Annotated in this window: 13 protein-coding genes; 4 read left to right on the forward strand and 9 right to left on the reverse strand. The window is 67.1% G+C overall.

Annotated elements, in window-relative coordinates; translation table 11 throughout:
* Nucleotides 1-7: 7 nt before the first annotated feature.
* From YM304_RS11135 to YM304_RS11145, 3 genes are read right to left on the reverse strand one after another with little or no spacing between them, the layout of a single operon-like run.
* Entirely contained in the window at nucleotides 8-1594 is a 1587-nt protein-coding gene (locus YM304_RS11135; protein ID WP_015441785.1) for a lactate racemase domain-containing protein, read from the reverse strand.
* A complete protein-coding gene (locus tag YM304_RS11140; RefSeq protein WP_015441786.1) occupies nucleotides 1594-2814 on the reverse strand; it encodes a zinc-dependent alcohol dehydrogenase in 1221 nt (406 codons plus the stop codon). Before YM304_RS11140 ends, YM304_RS11135 begins: the two co-directional genes overlap by 1 nt.
* Nucleotides 2811-5162, reverse strand: a complete 2352-nt coding sequence (locus YM304_RS11145) for an HAD-IB family phosphatase (RefSeq protein ID WP_015441787.1) — start codon at nucleotides 5160-5162, stop codon at nucleotides 2811-2813. The genes YM304_RS11140 and YM304_RS11145 overlap by 4 nt, the downstream gene beginning before the upstream one ends.
* Nucleotides 5163-5232: 70 nt before the next feature.
* Here YM304_RS11145 and YM304_RS22440 point away from each other — a divergent pair, with 70 nt between their 5' ends.
* Nucleotides 5233-5832, forward strand: coding sequence for a TetR/AcrR family transcriptional regulator (locus YM304_RS22440; protein WP_015441788.1), 600 nt, complete (start codon nucleotides 5233-5235; stop codon nucleotides 5830-5832).
* On the opposite strand, the gene YM304_RS11155 is transcribed toward YM304_RS22440, so the two are convergent.
* Nucleotides 5833-6081: a hypothetical protein gene (locus tag YM304_RS11155; RefSeq protein WP_015441789.1), complete on the reverse strand. Its 249-nt coding sequence runs from the start codon at nucleotides 6079-6081 to the stop codon at nucleotides 5833-5835.
* Nucleotides 6082-6088: 7 nt separating this feature from the next.
* Nucleotides 6089-7198, reverse strand: a complete 1110-nt coding sequence (locus YM304_RS11160) for a D-alanine--D-alanine ligase family protein (RefSeq protein ID WP_015441790.1) — start codon at nucleotides 7196-7198, stop codon at nucleotides 6089-6091.
* 121 nt (nucleotides 7199-7319) lie between these two features.
* Here YM304_RS11160 and YM304_RS11165 point away from each other — a divergent pair, with 121 nt between their 5' ends.
* On the forward strand, nucleotides 7320-8606 hold the full coding sequence (locus YM304_RS11165) for a UDP-N-acetylmuramoyl-tripeptide--D-alanyl-D-alanine ligase (protein WP_015441791.1): 1287 nt from the start codon (nucleotides 7320-7322) through the stop codon (nucleotides 8604-8606).
* Between the two features lie 16 nt (nucleotides 8607-8622).
* On the opposite strand, the gene YM304_RS11170 is transcribed toward YM304_RS11165, so the two are convergent.
* Nucleotides 8623-9930, reverse strand: coding sequence for an MFS transporter (locus YM304_RS11170; RefSeq protein WP_041298215.1), 1308 nt, complete (start codon nucleotides 9928-9930; stop codon nucleotides 8623-8625).
* A 9-nt stretch (nucleotides 9931-9939) separates the two neighbouring features.
* Here YM304_RS11170 and YM304_RS11175 point away from each other — a divergent pair, with 9 nt between their 5' ends.
* On the forward strand, nucleotides 9940-14094 hold the full coding sequence (locus YM304_RS11175) for an ELWxxDGT repeat protein (protein ID WP_154723418.1): 4155 nt from the start codon (nucleotides 9940-9942) through the stop codon (nucleotides 14092-14094).
* Between the two features lie 4 nt (nucleotides 14095-14098).
* Here the strand turns inward: YM304_RS11175 and YM304_RS11180 are convergent, their stop codons facing one another.
* The 3 genes from YM304_RS11180 to YM304_RS22445 all read right to left on the reverse strand — a co-directional run bounded on the left by YM304_RS11180 (nucleotide 14099) and on the right by YM304_RS22445 (nucleotide 16949).
* Complete coding sequence (locus YM304_RS11180) at nucleotides 14099-15247, reverse strand: epoxide hydrolase family protein (RefSeq protein ID WP_015441794.1); 1149 nt, start codon at nucleotides 15245-15247, stop codon at nucleotides 14099-14101.
* 168 nt (nucleotides 15248-15415) lie between these two features.
* On the reverse strand, nucleotides 15416-16240 hold the full coding sequence (locus YM304_RS11185; RefSeq protein ID WP_015441795.1) for a TIGR03084 family metal-binding protein: 825 nt from the start codon (nucleotides 16238-16240) through the stop codon (nucleotides 15416-15418).
* A 43-nt stretch (nucleotides 16241-16283) separates the two neighbouring features.
* Nucleotides 16284-16949 (reverse strand): TetR/AcrR family transcriptional regulator, encoded by a 666-nt coding sequence (locus YM304_RS22445; RefSeq protein ID WP_015441796.1) that lies wholly within the window; start codon nucleotides 16947-16949, stop codon nucleotides 16284-16286.
* Between the two features lie 69 nt (nucleotides 16950-17018).
* On the opposite strand from YM304_RS22445, the gene YM304_RS11195 reads away from it, so the two are divergent.
* Nucleotides 17019-18644, forward strand: a complete 1626-nt coding sequence (locus tag YM304_RS11195; protein WP_051071405.1) for an acyl-CoA carboxylase subunit beta — start codon at nucleotides 17019-17021, stop codon at nucleotides 18642-18644.
* Nucleotides 18645-18782: the final 138 nt, after the last annotated feature.

Genomic DNA, 18782 nt, shown 5'->3' on the forward strand with positions numbered 1-18782 from the left:
GTCTCGGTTACTTGACGTCGGCGACGAGGACGCCGGGGACGTGGAGGTGCGAGATGGTCGGCGATCGGCCGACGGTGTCGGACGCGATCTCCAGCGCGTCGTTCATCGTGGAGGCGGGCGTGAAGCCGAGGCGGCGCACCGCGTCGGGATAGCCGCCGACGATGATGACCTTGCCGGCGTGCTGCTGGCCGTGAGCGCCCCAGTACCACGCGTAGAACGGGTGCACGCCGTGGTAGGCGTAGCTGGTGCGGTAGAGGTGGCGGTACCACTCGTCTTCGGCGTACTTCTTCTCCCACTTCGTCGACATCACGGCCGGGTCGGTCGTGTCGGCGAGCACTTCGTCGAAGAAGTCGATGTAGCTCGGGTGGTGGACCGGGTGGAACTCCTCGTACGTCGGGTGCGTCATGATGACCACTCCGCCTTCGCGGACCAGCGGCTTGCCGCGGTACATGTTGAACAGGTAGCCGAGGCCCATGCACATGACGAGGATCGGGTTCATGATCGACTCGGGGTTGTACGGGCTGATGAACGGAATGCCCATCGTGAGGATGTCGGTCTGCCCCTCGACCTCGACGAGATGCTGCTTGTAGACGTTCTCCAACGTCTTCTCGTGCACGGTCTCGGTGAAGCCCGCCTGCACGCTCGTCGTGCGGTACGGCGCCTCGATGCCGTGGAAGATCTTGCGCTTCGTGCGGTTCGGGAGACGGTCGAGTGACTTGCTCGACGCGAGGAACAGCGCTCGGTCCTTTGCCGTCCACTCCCACTCGCGCTTCGCGAGGAAGTCGAACGGCTTGGGGAACGCGTCGGTGTTGATCGTGGTCTCGACCTGGAAGATCTTCGGGCCCGAGTCGCGGAGCAGTTTGCCCATGCGCCAGATCGACTTGTGGAGCGCCGAGTGGTGGCGGTCCATGAGGCTGCGGGTGTTCTGCAGGCTGGCCGGGTTGTGGTGCTCGGAGAGGCAGCGGTAGCTGGCGAGGCCGGTCGTGAGCGACTTCCAGCCGCCGTCCATGGCGACCTGGTTGACGTTGGCGTACACGACGAGGTCGGACTCCGCGGCGCGCTTGTTGATCTCGAGGATCTCGCCTTCGTCGGTGTGGCCGATCACCGCGAGGTTCTCGGGGTCCTCGGCGTCGTGCTGGTAGAGGAAGCCCCGCGGGAGGAACGAGTCGACGACTCGGTCGCCGAGCACGTGGCGCAACTCGTACTCGTGCATGCGACGGTGCAACCCGAGGGCAGCGATGATGTGAACGTCGTCGACACCGGCCTCGGCGGCCATGTCGAGCACCGCTTCGACGATGCGCTGACGGTTGTCGGGACGCTGCATCTTGGGCAGCGACAGCGACGCGTCGTCGAAGCAGATCGTCAGCTTCATGCCGGGCGTGAGCAGCGCGGGCAACGGATCCATGTCGAGCGGGTTCAGCAGTGCGTCGCGGATCGCCTGGTCGAGGTGATCGATGCCCTTGAGCGGCTCGGGCGGGTAGATGATCCGACTGCGGTCGGCGGGCAGGCGTTCGAGGCTGAATCCTTCGCCGCGCCAGAACAGTGCGGGTGGGGTCGAGCGGTCGACGTCGAGGACGAATCCGGGGCGAGGCATCAGAGTTGGTTGCTTTCTCTCAGATCGAAGGCGATTTTCACCGCGCCACGGCGGCCGGCGTTGGCGGCGTGGCTGATGGCGTCGACGTGGTCATCGAGGCGGTAGGTGGCCGACACGAGTTGTTCGGCGCGCACCGCGTCGACGGTGTCGATCGCGAGCTGGAAGGTGGAGGTGGTCGTGCCGTCGGCGAGGGTTTCGGTGCCGTAGGTGTATGCGCCCTTCAACTCGATCTCGCGGTGCCACAGGCCCGTGAGATCGACGTCGACGGTCGCCGGCATGCCGAGCAGCACGATGCGGCCTCGCGGTCGGGTGAAGCGGAGGCAGTCGGCGATCGACGCCGAGCTGCCCACGGCATCGATCGTGACGTGCGCACCCGACGACAGGACGCCATCGGTGTCGCTGCCGATCATGTGGCAGCCGACCTCGCGGCGCACGGCCCGGTCGAGTTCGGCGGCGGGGACCGCGACGTCGGCACCGAGCGCGAGGGCGAGGTGACGTTGATGCGGGTAGCGGGCTCCGACGACGATCCGGACACCGGGGACGTAGCGCTTGAGTCCGGCGACGGCGGCGAGGCCCATCGTGCCGGCACCGAGCACGGCGACCACCGGCTGGTCGACGCCCTGGATCGCCGGGGCGACCAGCAGGGCCGCGTGGATGCCTCCGGCGAAGGGTTCGACGAGCACGGCGCGCTCGTCGGGGAACTCGTCGACCGACGCATCGATGCGGTGCAGTTGTGACTCGTGCGCCCAGAACCACGGCGCCCAACCGCCACCGGTGGAGCAGCAGAAGCCGGTCTGGATGGCGGGCTCGACACCTTGGGGTGACGTGACCGCGAGGTGGGCGTAGTCGTCGCCGTCGCCCGGGCAGGCACCGTCGAATGGGGGAGCGACGTTGCGGGCGGCGTGGCCGAGCACGGGTTCGAGCACGACGCGTTCACCGGTGTCGAGTTCGCCGACCACCTCGTGGCCGGGCACGAACGGGAAGCTGACCCAGTTGTCGAAATACGTCGACGCGTGGCCGTCGACGAGCGACAGGTCGGAGCCGCAGATGCCCGAGAGGCGAGTGTGGACCTTGTGCCACCCGTCGCCGGGACAGTCGGGATCGTCGATCGTGCGGTGTTCGAGCGGACCGAGCTTGGCGGCACCCGACGGCGACACCGCCGACAGGATGCGCGCCGCGCCGAACTTGCCGACGTTGCGAGAGATTCTCAGCGCCTTCATGCGAACTTCCTCCTGCGCTCACGCTCGACCATCAACTCGCCGATCGGCAGCAGCGGTCGAGGACCGCCGCTCGCCTTGCTCCAGTGCTCGACCAGCCAGCCCCGCTTGCGGGCGATGGTGGCGAGACGCGTCTCGGGGTTGACCGCCACGGGGAATCCGACGGCGTCGAACAGTGGCAGGTCCGACGACGAGTCGGCGTAGGCCACGGAGTTCGAGATGTCGAGCCCCTCGGCTTCGCAGTAGTCGGTGAGGATCTGGGCCCGAGCCTCGCCCGTGGGCGGCACGGTGATCATCTCGCCCGACAGCGTGCCGTCGGGGCGCACGGCCATCTCGGCGGCGACGATCTCGTCGAAGAGTGGGGCGAGTCCGGCCACGGCGAAGTCGAGTGCGCCGGTGATCAGGATCGTCCGGTGACCGAGCGCACGGTGTTCGCGAACGCGACGGAGACCTTCGGGGAACGCCTTGGTCATGATGAGCTGCGAGAGCATCTCGCGAGCGTCGGTCTCGATCTGGCCGAGCGGCGCGTCTTCGTAGCGCCGGTAGAAGTGACGCAGGAAGTCGGTGCGGTCCTGCCGATCGAGACGCAGCAGACCCGGTGCCTCGGTGAGCGTGCGCAGCACGTAGCGGATGCGCTCGGGCGTGTTGAGACGGCGGGTGGCGAGCCACGAGAAGCTCTCGACGACGTTGGACGAGATCAGCGTGTTCTCGAGGTCGAATGCGGCGACCTGCCGCTTCGGGTCGAGGACCTGCTTGCGCATACGCGTCATGCGGTCGGTCGACTTCGACGGCCCCGGCGTGGTCTTGACTCGGGCGTGCTGGATGATCGACGGGAGGTGCGTGTTGTTGACGTAGTCGTCCCAGTCGACCGAGCGCGGGTCGAAGTTGAACTCGGCCTGATCCTGCTCGCCGAGCGAGTCCCACATCGCCATGAGGTTGTCGACCTGATAGATCGCCTCGCACTCGGTGTAGAGGCCGTAGAGCTCGACGTACTCGAGCGCGGTCTCGACCTCGATGCGCTTCTCCTCGAGCTGTGCCGACAACTCGGCCTGCTTGCCGCGCAGCGGGAGCGCCTGGAGCACCTTGTCGGCCGACGACAGCACGGTCTTGGCCTGGCTGAGCTGCTTCTGGACTCGGCCGCGTCCGGGGAACCGCCACTCGGGCACCACGATCGGCTGGCCCTTCGAGTCGTAGACCGGGTTCGCGGTGAACCACGCCGTGACGTTGTCGACGAGCTGTCGGTACTTGAGTGCGTTGATGCCGCCCGACGCGATCTGGGTGATCGCCGGCGCATCCTCGGGGCCTTGCGCTGCGACGGCGATGATCGTGGCCACGACGAGGTCGACGGGGATGACGTCGACGGTGCCCTCGGGGACGCCGGGGAATTCCTTGAGCAGCCCGCGAGCGAACGAGATGATGACCGGCTCGGCCATGCGGAAGCCGCGGATCCAGCCGGGCTTGGGTTCGGCGAGTGCCGACTCGATGATCGACGGGCGCACGATCGACACCGGGACGTTGCCCTTGTTGTCGGTGAGCGCCTGTTCGCCGAGCGCCTTGGTGAACGCGTAGGCATCGGGCCAGCCCACGCTCGCTGCGCGGCTGCGGCCGGCTTCGACGAGCTGTGACTTGACCCATTTCTGGCGGATGTCTTCGGTCTTGGCTGCGAGGGCCGGGGCGCCGGCCGCACCGATCTCGGCGCGGGCTTCCTTGCGGAACACCTTGAGTTGTTCGGGGAGTCGGCTCGCCGCGTCGAAGTCGGAGCGGATGCGCTTGGTGGCGGCGACTTCTGATCGCCAGTCGATGCCGATGTCGAACGGACCGTCGCTGACGAGGATCTCGGGAGCGTTGCCCCGCCGGTTGCCGGCGACGTAACACGTCGACACGGCGACGAGGTGCGGGGTGACGCCCATCTCGTTGGCGAGGTTCGCGATGCGCGTCGGGCCGAGCAGGTTGATCTCGACGGCGGAGTCGAGCGGCGAGTCGAACGAGACGGCGGCTGCCGAGTGGATGATCACGTCGGCGGTGCCCCAGAGTTCGCGATCGGCGTCGTTCAGGCCGAGACCGTCTTGGGTCACGTCGCCGGCGACGGTGATGACGCGGCCGGCGACCTTCTCGTCGAAGTCGTCGCCGTGGGTCTCACGAAGACGGTCGAACGCGTCGTTCTTGAGGATCTCGCGCTGCGTGCGTCGAGCGGCCGGCGTGCGCTTGCCGTCTCGCACGAGCAGGACGAGTTCGCAATCCGGCACGCCGCGCAGGAGTCGTTCGGCCAGCGCGGTGCCGACGAAGCCGGTGCAGCCGGTGATCGCGATGCGTTTGCCCGAGAGTGCTTCGGGGATCGAGTCGGCTTTCACGGTCGTCAGTTCTATCACGATTCTCTACCACTTGGTAGAGAGGTGCTCGGTTGGTGGCAGACTGGCGCCTGTGACGGCAGGGCCGACAACTCGCGAACGCATCCTCGGGGTGTCGGTCGACCTCTTCGGGGCGCGTGGCGTCGACTCGGTGTCACTCGACGAGATCGCCCGCGAGGTCGGGGTCCGCAAGCAGACGGTCCTGTACTGGTTCGCCTCGAAGGACGTCCTCGTCGACGCCGTGCTCGAAGCGGTCGCCGCCGAGTTGTTCATCGTGATCGACGCCGCGGTGCGCGCCGCTCCCGACGACCCGCTCGAACGCATCGACGCCGTCGTACGCGCCGTGTTCCGTCCGGCGGTTCGGCGTCCGGCGTTGCTCGGCATCGTGCGTGAGATGAGCCGCCTCGACGACGCACACGCAGGTCGGCTGCGCGAGCACATCCAACCGCTCATCGACCGCGCCGTCGCCTACCTCGGTTCGGAGATGCGCGCTGGCCGGCTCCGGCGTGGAGACCCCGGACTGGTCGCGGCGCTCGGCTACGCGACGATCACGGGGATCGCCACCGAGCCCGAAGCGCTCAGGGCGGTGGGCTGGCACGCCGATGCGGCGGGCCTGCGTCGGTTGCGTGACGAACTGCGCAGCTTCCTGCGGGCGGCGCTCGCTCCGGTCTGATCAGCCGAACACCACCGCGGCGAGCAACGCCACGATGAGCACCGGGATCACGATCTGAAACCACTTGCGGAGTCGGTCGCCACCGGCGCCTTGCGCGAATCGGCCGATCGCTTCGACCTGCCCCATCGGCGACAGGTGATTGAGCGGTGGTTCTCGGAACTCGCGCTCCTCGGTGACGGCGGCCGGGTCGAGCGTGGGATCGTCGAGCGGGTCGGTGGCCGGACCGAGATCGTCGTCGGGTGTGCTCATGGCGGCCTCAGTGCTTCGTGTTACGGCGTCGGCGGGTGTGGCGTTCGATCGCGAGGTCGACGAGTCGATCGATGATCTCGGGGTAGCTCACGCCGTCGGCGATCCACATCTTCGGAAACATCGAGATCGGGGTGAAGCCGGGCATCGTGTTGACCTCGTTGCAGAGGAAGCCACGACCCCTTCCGGCGGGGTCGCCGGGCGTCTCGTAGAAGAAGTCGACTCGTGACAGGCCTTCGCATCGCAAGGCACGAAACGTGCGGATCGCGAGCTCGCGACACTCCTCGAGCGCCGCCGCGCCGATCGGTGCCGGGATGACGGCGTACGAACCATCGGTGACGTACTTGTCGTCGTAGCTGTAGAACTCGTCGCCGGGGACGATCTCGCCGGGCGTCGCCGCATCGGGGGAGTGGTTGCCGAGCACGGCGACCTCGATCTCCTTGCCGACGATCGCTTCCTCCACCACGATCATCTCGTCGTAGCTCAGTGCGAGTTCGATGGCGTCGCGGAGTTCGTCGACGGTGGTCGCTCGCGACACGCCGACCGACGAGCCCATGTTGGCGGGCTTCACGAAGACGGGCAGACCGAGTTCGTCGGCCAGTTGTTGCGGGAGCGCCGGATTCATCTCGTGCTCGCCGAACGCTCGATAGGCGGCTTGCGGAATCCCGGCAGCTGCGAGCACCTGCTTGGCCATGGCCTTGTCCATCGCCACGGCCGACGCAAGGACGCCGGCACCGACGTAGGGGACGTTGGCGAGTTCGAGCAGGCCCTGCACGGTGCCGTCTTCGCCCATCGGGCCGTGGAGCAGCGGCATCACGACGGTGCGACCGGGTGACGACGTCGCGGCCGAGAGCACGGGACTGGGCGACACGTTGCTGCCGCTCGGATCGAGACGGCCGGGCAGCTGCTCGGGCCCTTTCGCCAGCGCGTCGACCGCCTGTTGGGCGATGGCCCACTGGCCCTCGGTCGAGATGCCGATCGGCGTGATCCGATACTTCGTCGGGTCGGCGGCGGCGAGGACGTGCGCCGCGGTCGTGCACGACACGTCGTGCTCTGCTGATTCGCCGCCGAAGAGCACGACGAGGTGGATCCGGTCGTCGTGTTGCTCGCCGCGCAGCATCACCTCGAGTACATCACTCACGGCCGAACCGGCTCTCGGCGAAACGCACGTGACGGCTGGCCGCCGATGGGATCCCGGTCTGGGTCATGTCGCGACAGTACCGTCACCCCTCGTGAGGTTCATGGCATCCGAAGCAGCAGCGGGCATCGGTGGACGCCTGGTCGGCCCCGACGTCGAATTCGACGGGGCATCGTTCGACACGCGCTCGATCCAGCCCGGTCAACTCTTCGTCCCGATCGTCGCCGAACGCAACGGTCACGACTTCATCGGCGCCGCATACGACAGCGGGGCGGCGCTGCACCTGTCGTCGGAGCCCGACCCGTTCCGCAGGGATCACACGGCGATCGAGGTGAACGACACCGCCGACGCGCTGATGCGGCTCGCCGGATGGGCACGTCAACGGTCGTCAGCGCGAGTGGTCGGGGTCACCGGCAGCGTCGGAAAGACCTCCACCAAAGATCTCATCGCCGCGGCTTGCGCGGCCTCGCTGCGCACCACCGCGAACGAGCGCAGCTTCAACAACGAGCAGGGTCTGCCGATCACGATGCTCAACGCACCCGACGACACCGAGGTGCTGGTGCTCGAGATGGGCATGCGCGGCTTCGGGCAGATCACCGAACTCTGCGAGATCGCCCGACCCGAGATCGGCGTCGTTACCACCGTCGGGCACTCGCACACCGAGATGGTCGGGGGCATCGAGGGCGTGGCGCGCGCCAAGGCCGAGCTGGTCGCTGCGCTGCCCGCGTCGGGCGTCGCGATCCTCAACGCCGACGACGAACGGGTCGCCGCCATGGCGCGCAACACCGGTGCGTCGGTGCTCACGTTCGGCACGACCGGCGACGTGCGCATCTCCGAACTCACGCTCGATCAGCTCGCCCGGCCGCGCTTCCGGCTCGACACCCCGTGGGGAGACAGCCGGGTCGAACTCGAGCTCAGCGGCGAACACATGGCGATGAACGCGGCGGCAGCGATCGCGGTCGCCGGTTCGCTCGGCGTCGAGCTCGACGCGGCCGTCGCCGCGCTGTCGACCGCCACGATCTCGGGCATGCGGATGGAGATGACCGAGTTGCCGAGCGGTGCGATCGTCGTCGACGACACCTACAACGCCAACCCGACGTCGATGGCCGCAGCGCTCGACGCACTCGTCGCCATGAGTGCGACTCGTCGCTTCGCCATCCTCGGGCTCATGGGCGAACTCGACGATCCCGGCGAAGGTCATCGCGACGTGGCGCGCAAGGCCGAAGCGCTCGGGGTGCAACTCGTGGCAACGGGGACCGAGCTCTACGGGGTCCGCCCCACCGACGACCCGGTCGGTCAGATCGGTGAGCTCGGCGCCGGCGACGTCGTGCTCGTCAAGGCGAGTCGGAGCGCCGGTCTCGAACGGGTCGTCGCTCAGCTGCTCGGCTGAGCTGCGGCGGCGGCGTTCAGACTCGCGGGACGGGTGGTTCGCCGCCGTCGGCTTCGCTGAGGAATGCTTCGGGCGGGAGGCGGCGCAGGTCGAGCCAACGAGCGAGGAACAGCGCCCACACCGCGCCGATGCCGAGCACTGCGCGAGCACCGATCACCTCGAACAGCACGCCGCCGGCGAGGTTGCCGAGCGGCACGGTGCCGCCGAACACCATGAACCAGAGCGGCATGACCGACGCCCGCTCGCCGTCTTTCATGTTGAGCTGGAGCGACGTGGTGATCGCCGTGGCCGTCATGAAGTAGAAGAAGCCGAGCAGCGCACCGACCACGAACGGGGTCACCTGGTCGCGTAGTTGCGAGAACACGCCGAGCGAGAGTGCGACGCCCGTGAACCCGCGGACGATCAGGACGCGACGGTGATAGCGCGACAAGAACGTGCCGACCGACAGTGCGCCGGCGAACGCGCCGGCGCCCCATGCCGCGTACAGCCAGCGGTAGACCGACGAGTCGGCATCGATGCCGAAGTTGAGTTCGGCGACCGACGGGAAGAGCCCGATGTAGGCGAGGCTGATCGCCGAGAACGAGAACATGCCGACGAGGAGTCGCCCGAGAACCGGCCGCTCGCGCGCGATGCGGATGCCGATGCCCAACTGTTTGATGCCACGCTCTTTGTGGTCGGCCTTGACGTCGGGCATCGCCACCATCACCAGGGCGACGATGAACGACATGTAGCTGATGGCGTTGACGAGGAAGATCTGGGAGAGCGAGAGCCCGACCACGCCGAGCAGTGCAGCGGTGACGGGGCCCATCACGCGCGTGCCGTTGATCATCGCCGAGTTGAGGCTGATGGCTCCGGCGAGGTCTTGTCGGTGGACGAGCAGCGGCATCGACGACTGGAACGCCGGTGCGTTGAGCGCGTTGGCGGTACCGATCAGGAACTGCACGGCGAAGATCGCCCAGACGCTCGAGTCCTTCCAGACGAGCCACGCCGTGCCGAGGGTGAGCAGCGCCGACGCGACCTGCATCGCCAGCATCAGTTTCTGCTTCGACACCTTGTCGGCGAGGAGCCCGCCGGGAATCGACAGGAACAGGAGCGGTCCGAGCTGCACGAAGATGGCGACGCCGACGAGCGCCGGGCGGCCGGTGCGCTCCTGGATGTACGCGGGAAGCAGGAAGTTCTGCATCCACGTACCGATCTGCGAGATGGCCAGCCCGATGAAGACGATCCGGAATTTGCGGTACGACAAAGCTGCCCGCGCAGTACCTGCCACGTGTCCGTGGTCGGGGGGCGGGACGATCGGGGGTCCGGGCGCGGTCGTGGTCATCGGTCGAGCGTGAGGCGGGTCCGGGAGGGGCCGGTCGAGCCTGCGACGATCGACCCTAGCGTCGGGAGGGGATTGGAACGGTGTTGTGATCGGTCAGGACGCCAAACCCCGGCTCGGGTCACGCCCGGTTCACGGCGTTCGGTCACGGTGGGCCACATGCGTCAACGTTCTGCCTCCAGCCTGCTCGTCTCGTTCGCCTGTGCGGCGGCCGCACTGGCAACCGTCGCGACGCCACGACCTGTCGAAGCCGCTGGTGATTCTCTCCCGACGGTGCAGCTGCTTGCCGACGTCGACACCCACTCCGGTCACAGCCGGCCCGACGAGTTCATCGTGGCCGGCGAGAACGTGTTCTTCACCGCCGATGACGGCGTCCACGGCGAAGAGCTGTGGGTCCGCCCGATCGCCGGTGGGGAAGCCCGGATGCTCGCGGACATCAGGGTGGGACCCGATGACTCGTCTCCCGAGACGGAAGACGGCGCGGTGATGGGCGGACTCCTGTTCTTCGCCGCTCTCAGCGATGACCACGGTCGGGAGTTGTGGGTCACCGACGGATCCGAGCCGGGCACGAAGATGGTCGCCGACATTCGGCCCGGGAACTCGAGTTCGAATCCGAGTGATCTTGCGGTGGTCGATGGGGAGCTGTTCTTCTCCGCAGATGACGGGACGTCAGGAACCGAGCTGTGGCGTTACGACGGATCGTCGGTCGCCCAGCTCAGTGACATCAACGCCGCCGGCAGCAGCAGCGTCCGCCGGCTGACCGTGGCCGTCGCCGATTCCGGCGGTGAGCAACACGTCGAACTCTTCTTCGTGGCGAGCGACGGGACCGACACCGGGTTGTACAGCTGGGACGGTGTTGCAATCCGGGTCCACGACCTGTCGGCAGGTGTCGACAGCGAACATGTGGTCGGTCTTCGGGCGAGCGGGCCCGACGTCTATGCGAATCTGCTGTCGTCCAGTGGTGGCACGTTGCATTGGTTGCAGATCAGCGCAGATGGCGACATCGACATCGAGGAGGTCACGTCGATCGGCACGCCGGTGAGCGGCGTCGAGATCGCCGGCGACAGGATCTACGCATCGAGTGGGTCGGGCGCCGACCAGGTCTTCTGGGTCTTTCCGTCGGGCATCGAGTCGACACCGATCGAGTTGATCGTCGATGAGACCGTCTACGTGCAGGCAGTCGACGGCGGCAACGCCTACCTGTCGGCCGACGGCCCGGACGGTTTCGAACCGTGGTACACCGACGGCTCGGTTGCGGGCACGGTCCCGCTCGGTGACCTCAATCCGGGTTCGGCGAGCTCGTTTCCATCCGAGTTCCTCGTCGATCCGATCTCGGGCGTTGCGCTCTTCGGGGCCAACGACGGTACGAGTTCCTCATGGTGGTCGACCGACGGCACCGCGAGCGGCACGAGTCGTCTCGGCGACTTTGCGGCCAGCCCGATGAGCGGCATTGTCGTCGATGAAGCGACGTGGTGGGTGACGGGCGACGACGGCTCGGATGCCGGGATCGAGTTGTTCATCACCGACTCCACGGTGAGCGGGACCGCGCTGCTCGCCGACATCGACACGACGACCAGCGGGTCGAGTCCCGATGACTTCATTGCATTCGGCGACGGTATTGCGTTCCGGGCGGCCGGCCGATCGTGGCGGTCGTCGCCGACCGGTGCCAAACTCACCGACATCGGGATCGGCGGGGAGCACCTCGCTCGTGTCGGCGACCAACTGCTCACCATCGGCTGCACCGACGACGAAGGATGTGAACCGTACGCCCTGACAGGCGAGCCCGGTGGCGACAGGCTCATCACCGAAACGACACCCGGCTCCGCCGGCGTCAGGTTCATCAGTTGGGTGGTCGTCGCAGATGATGTCGCGTTCATGCGTTACCGCGAGGACAGTCCGAGCGTGGACAATCCGATGTGGGCGACCGACCTCACCGCCGCGGGATCGGTCGAGTTGCTGGGCGACGCCTTCGGCGGCGCCGGGACGGCTGTGGGCGAACGACTCCTGTTCCAGAACGACGGAGACGGTTCGGGCAGAGAACTCTGGGGCTCGGACGGCACGGTGGCCGGAACCGCGCGTCTCCTCGACATTCGACCGGGCACGGATGGGTCGAACCCCCGCGACTTCGTCGGCGACGGCACCACGGCGTGGTTCCTCGCGACCGACGTCGCCGGCTCCAAGCGCGTCTACGAGACAGACGGTACGGCCGCCGGCACCGCAGCGTTGACGACACCCTTCGATGGCAGAGTGGACGCACTGCACTTGTCCAACGACACATTGATCGCCGAACTCACGTCACCTGGCGACATCGCGGTCTCGTCGCCTCCCGGCGAGAACTGGGAGGTGGTCTCGCTGCCGGCCGATGGGTCGTTCGACGTGAGCGACGCGACCGCCAGCGACGGTCGCGTCTTCCTGCCCTTCGAGCCAGACGACTTCGACGGCGAGCAATTGGCGGTCATCGAGAACGGCAGCATGGAACTGGTCGAGATCGGTGACGACCCGGGCTACTTCGGTGGCCTGGAGTCGTTTCGTGGTCGCGCGTACTTCGTGTACGAGGGCGACAGCGACGGCGAGGTGCGATTGTGGATCGGCGACGGCAGCGACGATCTCCTCGAGCCGCTCTTCTGGAACGAAGAGAATCGAATCGAGAATCTGAACATCGTCGACGGGCGGCTCTACTTCGCAGCAGAGACCGTGCAGTTCGGCATCGAGCCCTACGTGGCGGATCTGGCCGTCGCACCCACATCGCCGACGGCTGTCGTGGCCACGGCGGGCGACGCTGCCGCCCACGTCTCGTGGGCTGCTCCAGCCGACAACGGTGGCCGAACGGAGATCTCCTACGAGGTCACGGCGTCGCCGGGAGGAGCGATGTGCTCGACCGACGGCGCGGTGTCGTGCACGGTCACCGGTCTGACCAACGGCGTGGCGCACACGTTCACGGTCGTCGCCACGACGGCCAGCGGTGTGTCGCCGGTATCGGCGGCATCGAATGCCGTGACCCCGACCGGACCCGACCCCGACCCGGATGCCGAATCGCCGGACATCGAGTCGCTCACACCGGCGCGGGTGCTCGAATCACGGCCCGGTGAGGTGACCGTCGACCGAATCGGAGAGGTGGGGCGCCGCCTCGCGGCTGGCGAGACCTACCGACTCGACATCGCGGGACGCTCCGGGGTGGCAGCAGATGCTGCGGCGGTCGTGCTCAACGTCACGTCGGTCGCCCCGGCGGCCACCGGCTTCTTCACCATCTTCCCGTGTGGTGACCGGCCGTTGGCGTCATCGCTGAACTTTCGCGCCGGCGAGATTCGCGGCAACGAAGTGATCGCCAAGCTGTCGAGTGATGGCGACGTGTGCATCTACACCCCGGTGGAGACCCACATCACGGGCGACGTTGTCGGGTTCGTACCGAGCGACTCGCCGTTCTCGTCACTCGACCCGGGGCGGGTCATCGAGACGCGACCCGGCGAGGTCACCGCCGATCGCGAGGAGGAATTCGGGCGACGTCTCGCTGCCGGCGAGACGGTCGAGGTGCAGATCGGTGGCAGGGCGGGTGTCGACGACGACGCGATCGCGGCGGTGGTGAACATCACGGCGGTCAACCCCGCTGCGACGGGGTACCTGACGATCTTCCCCTGCGGCGTCCGTCCGCTGGCATCATCGTTGAACTACGGACCCGGCGATGTTGTCGGGAACGAAATCGTGGCGAAGCTGTCGTCGACCGGCTCATTGTGCATCTACAGCTCCGCCGAGACGCACCTGACGGGTGATGCCGTTGGCTTCGTCCCGGTGACCTCCGGTCTCGTCTCGATCGATCCTGCCAGGTTCTACGAGACGCGTCCGGGCCAGGGGACCATCGACGGTCTCGGGGCACCCGGCGCTCGACTCGCTGCCGACTCGCAAGTCGAGGTGCAGGTGGGTGGTCGGAATGGCATTCCGGATGATGCCCGAGCCGTGGTCATGAACGTGACGGCGATCACTCCGTCGAGCACGGGCTACTTCACGCTTCATCCCTGCGGTGATCGGCCGCTGGCGTCGTCGCTCAACTTCGGCCCCGGTGACATTCGAGGCAACGAGGTCGTCGCGAAGCTGTCGTCGGAGGGCACCGTGTGCCTGTACACCAAGTCCGAGACGCACGTCGCCATCGACGTTGTCGGCTACATCACGTGACGCGTCAGCGAAATCGTCGGAAGTACGTGCGGAGTTCCTCGACGAACACGTCGGGGACCTCGAACGCGGCGAAGTGGCCGCCCTTGTCGTACTCGACCCAGTGGCAGAGCCCCGGGTAGATCGGCTCGACCCACGATCGGACGGGCGGCATCACTTCGGCGGGGAATGCGGCGAAGCCGACCGGCACCGTCACGTCGACCTTCTCGCGCTTGCCGAAGCTCTCCCAGTAGAGCCGACCCGACGACGCGGCGTTGCCGTTGATCCAGTAGAGCATCACGTTGTCGAGGAGTTCGTCGCGGTCGAGCACGTTCTCGGGGTGGCGGTCGGCGCCCTCGCCGCAGTCGGTCCAGGCCCAGAACTTCTCGATGATCCAGGCGGCCTGACCGGCAGGGGAGTCGACGAGCCCGTACCCGAGGGTCTGCGGCCGGGTCGACTGCTGCTTCGAGTAGCCCGAGTCCCAGTCGCGGTAGTACTTCAGCCGTTCGAGGCTGTGGAGTTCCTGAGGCGTGGGGTCCGAGAGATCGCCGGGGCGAGCGCCCATCGCCAGCGTCAGGTGGATGGCGGCGCAGTGCTCGGCGTCGTGGCCGGCGATCATGTGCGTGATCGCCGAGCCCCAGTCGCCGCCCTGGGCGACGTATCGGTCGTAGCCGAGCCGGCCCATGAGCGTGGCGAAGGTCTTTCCGATGCGCTCGACGCCCCACCCGACCTCGGTCGGCTTGTCGGAGAATCCGTAGCCGGGGAGAGATGGCGCGATGACGTGGAAGGCGTCGGCTGCGTCGCCGCCGAACTTCGTCGGATCGGTGAGCGGTTCGATCACCTTGTGGAACTCGACGATCGATCCTGGCCAGCCGTGGCTGAGGATGAGCGGCATCGCGCCGGGGTGCGGCGAACGTTGGTGGATGAAGTGGATGTCGAGGCCGTCGATCTCGGTGACGAACTGATCGAAACGGTTCAGTGCCGCTTCACGCGTTCGCCAGTCGTAGTTGTTCGCCCAGTGGTCGCAGAGATCCTGCGTGTAGGCGAGCGGCGTGCCCTGCGACCAGTCGTCGACGACTTCGGCTTCGGGCCAACGGGTTCGCCGCAGCCGGTCGCGCAGGTCGTTCAGCAGTTCGTCGGGGACATCGATGGTGAAGGGCCGGACGTCAGTACTCACGCCCGAAACCTATGTGGTCCCCCGATCCACCGGCGACCCGAGCCCCACGTCGACATCGAGCCTGGGCAGATATCGCCTTGAACGTTGGTTGGGGGTGATTTCGAGCCTGGGCAGATATCACCCACAACGTTGGTTCGGGGTGATTTCGAGCCTGGGCAGAAATCGTCGTCAGGCGGGTGGGCTGTCGGTGGCGCCGCCGGCGAAGGCCTGGGCCATCGACATCCAGTCGGCGGCGTGGTCGCCCGTGACCACCAAGTCGGTGGCGGCGACGTTGCGGCACTGGGTGACGACGAGGCAGAAGTCCTCGGCCGAGCCCGTGACCGTGTCGGTGGCATCGTCGGGGCCGAACGACCACGTCGTGCCCGACGGAGCGTCGAGCGTGACCCGAACCGCGGTGGTCGGCGCATCGAGACCCCGGTTGACGTACGTCCACTTGCGGGTGATGAAGCCGAGCTGCGCGATGTGCTGCAGTCGATCGGTGGCCTCGTGCACCGCGCCGACGGCATCGCAGATGTGCTGGCCGTGTGCCCAACACTCCATCAGGCGAGCGGTGAGGAACGACTTGGCACCCATCGACGGGCCGTACCAGATGACGCGAGTGTCGTCGTCGAGGGTGGCGCCGGCGTCGGCGAGCAGCTTGCGGTTGGCGCGCCATGCGTCGAGGAGTTCGGTCGGCGACATCGCCCGAAAGCGTCCGAGGGTGACGTCGTCGAGTTCGTCGGGCGAGCCACCGGAACTCAACGCTGCGAACAGCTCGTTCATCGACTCCTTGAACCGCGGTTCGTCGGTGATCGCCCACGACGCGGTCTCGTCGAAGTGCGCCAGGTGGCCGATCTGGTCGGCGACGCTCCACCTGTCGCTCGGCGTGTCGAGCGTCCACTGCTCGTCGTCGAGGCCCGACATCACCGCATCGAGGGACTCCTGTTCGGCGAGGAGGTCGGCGAGGACGGATGCCGTGGTCAGTGTGTCGGCGGCGGGAGTCTCGGAGGTCATGGGTGATCCTGTCTGGAAGTGGCGGGGTATTCGGGCGGAACGGTCAGGGGCGGGCGGTGAGCGACGGGAGCACGAGGTCGAGGATCTGTTCGAGCGTGTCGCTCGCCTCGAGGCCGAGTCGTTCGGCCATGTCGGGTTCGTCGATGTAGAGCGTCGCCCCGGTGATCGTGGCTGCGACGATGGCCGGGTTGACCGGCCGGAACTGGCCGGCCTCGATGCCGAGCGACACGAGCCGCTCGACCACCGTCATCACGAACCGATAGTGATGATCGACGAGTCGCCGGGCCGGCGCGTCGTCGGCGAGGTCATCGGCCAGACGGCTCTCCCAGGCGAACGTGACGCCACCGGCGAGGTAGCGGCGGAGCTGCGTGTCGAACGGTTCGTCGGGGTCGATCGCGTCGAGCGCGGACCGTCCCTTCTTGTGCAGGAACCGGTCGATCACGACGAGCACCAGTTGGTCTTTCGACGACGCGATCTCGTACAGCGTGCGGCGAGAACACCCGATCGACGCGGCCAGGTCGGCGATCGTGATCGTCGCGAACCCCCTGGTGAGGAACAACGCTTCGAGTTGCTCGAGGATCTCGTGATGCCGCGGTCCGAGGCGTGCCTCGACCGAACGTGACAGCAACGGTCGTGGGGCTCCGGCACGCAGCAGGCGTGCCTGAGCCGATGACTCGACCTCGTCGTGCGCCTGTTGTTCGACCTCCACGCAACCGATGCTAGAGCGGGCGAACGCACCCTGCGGTACCGAACCGGCGGTTGGAGTACCGTTGGCCGCATGGTGTCAACCACGAGGAAGAGTCGGATCGGAACGGTGCTGCGATCCAAGCTCGACACGAGTTCCGACGAGTATCAGGCCAATCTCGCCGAGATGCAGCGCATGTGGGACGAGGTCGAAGCCGAGCTCGCCAAGGTGCCCACGATCGGCGGCCAACGCTATGTCGACCGTCATCGCAAGCGCGGCAAGATGCTCGTGCGCGAACGGATCGAAGCGCTCATCGACCCGGGCACGCCGTTCCTCGAACTGAGCCCGCTCGCAGCGTGGGGCACCCAGGACCCGATCGGCGTCGGCGTCGCCAGCGGCATCGGCGTGATCGAAGGCGTCGAGTGTGCGATCACCGGCACCGACATGAGTGTCAAGGGCGGCGCTGCCAACCCGACCACCTGGAAGAAGGGGCACCGCTTCTACGAGATCGCCCGCGAGAACCGGTTGCCGCTCATCAACCTCAACGAGTCGGCAGGCGCCGACCTTCCTCGCCAGGCCGACCTGTTCATCGGCGGCGGCCGCAGCTTCCGCGATCTCACTGTGCTGTCGAAGCTCGGCATCCCAACCATCACCGCAGCGTTCGGGCCCAACACCGCCGGCGGCGCGTACACGCCGGGCATGAGCGACTACACGATCTTCGTCAAAGAGCAGGGCACCGCCTACCTCGGTGGACCGCCGCTCGTGAAGATGGCGATCGACGAGATCGTCGACGAAGAGACGCTCGGCGGCGCCGAGATGCACTCGCGGACGAGCGGCCTCTCCGACTACCTCGCCCACGACGAGATGGACGCCCTGCGCATCATTCGCCAGATCGTCAGACACCTCGACTGGAAGAAGCTCGGCCCCGGCCCCACCGAACCAGCCGACCCGCCGCTCTACGACCCGATGGAACTGATGGGTTGCGCGTCGGCCGACGTACGCATCCCGTTCGACATCCGCGAGGTGTACTGCCGCCTGCTCGACGGCAGCCGGTTCGAAGAGTTCAAGCCGCTCATCGGCGACAAGATCGTCGTCGGCTGGGGTTCGATCCACGGCTTCCCGGTCGGGCTCATCGGCAACAACGGAATCCTGTTCTCCGAAGAAGCCCGCAAGGCAGCGCAGTTCATCCAACTGTGCAACAAGCGAGACATCCCGCTCGTGTTCCTGCACAACATCACCGGCTTCATGGTCGGGTCGGCCGCCGAACAGGGCGGGATCATCCGCAACGGCGCCAAGATGATCAACGCCGTGTCGAACTCGACCGTGCCCCACTTCAACCTCATGGTCGGAGCCAGCTACGGCGCCGGCAACTACGGGATGGGCGGCAAGTCGTACGACCCACGCTTCATCTTCTCGTGGCCCAACCATCGAGTCGCCGTCATGGGTCCGAAACAGCTGGCCGGGGTGATGGACATCATCGCCCGCAACAGCGCCGCCGGACGCGGCATCGACGTCGACGAAGAAGCGCTCGCCGCGCAGACCGGAGCGCTCGAAGCCCAGATCGAACACGAGTCGACCGCGCTCTACTCGACCGGCCGCATCTGGGACGACGGCATCATCCACCCCGCCGACTCTCGCACCGTGCTCGGCATGGCGCTGTCGGCCGCCCACAGCAACGAGATCAAGGGCGCCACCGAATACGGCGTGTGGAGGCACTGATGAGCTTCCGCCTCACTCGCTTCGCTCCGTTCGTCGGAGTCGGCGCCCTCGGGCCCGGATCTGCCCCTGCCTCTGAAAGGTGCCTTTCGTGAGTTTTGTTTCCACTCCTGCTGGGACTCTGTCTCGGCGGATCACGTC

It is taken from the genome of Ilumatobacter coccineus YM16-304 (assembly GCF_000348785.1).
Lineage (GTDB): Bacteria > Actinomycetota > Acidimicrobiia > Acidimicrobiales > Ilumatobacteraceae > Ilumatobacter_A > Ilumatobacter_A coccineus.

What these genes read in the sequence shown, in the direction of transcription:
- YM304_RS11135 (WP_015441785.1), bottom strand. Translation starts at nt 1,594, where the DNA reads ATGCCTCGCCCCGGATTCGTCCTCGACGTCGACCGCTCGACCCCACCC.
- YM304_RS11140 (WP_015441786.1), bottom strand. Translation starts at nt 2,814, where the DNA reads ATGAAGGCGCTGAGAATCTCTCGCAACGTCGGCAAGTTCGGCGCGGCG.
- YM304_RS11155 (WP_015441789.1), bottom strand. Translation starts at nt 6,081, where the DNA reads ATGAGCACACCCGACGACGATCTCGGTCCGGCCACCGACCCGCTCGAC.
- YM304_RS11160 (WP_015441790.1), bottom strand. Translation starts at nt 7,198, where the DNA reads ATGCTGCGCGGCGAGCAACACGACGACCGGATCCACCTCGTCGTGCTC.
- YM304_RS11165 (WP_015441791.1), top strand. Translation starts at nt 7,320, where the DNA reads ATGGCATCCGAAGCAGCAGCGGGCATCGGTGGACGCCTGGTCGGCCCC.
- YM304_RS11170 (WP_041298215.1), bottom strand. Translation starts at nt 9,930, where the DNA reads ATGACCACGACCGCGCCCGGACCCCCGATCGTCCCGCCCCCCGACCAC.
- YM304_RS11185 (WP_015441795.1), bottom strand. Translation starts at nt 16,240, where the DNA reads ATGACCTCCGAGACTCCCGCCGCCGACACACTGACCACGGCATCCGTC.
- YM304_RS11195 (WP_051071405.1), top strand. Translation starts at nt 17,019, where the DNA reads ATGGTGTCAACCACGAGGAAGAGTCGGATCGGAACGGTGCTGCGATCC.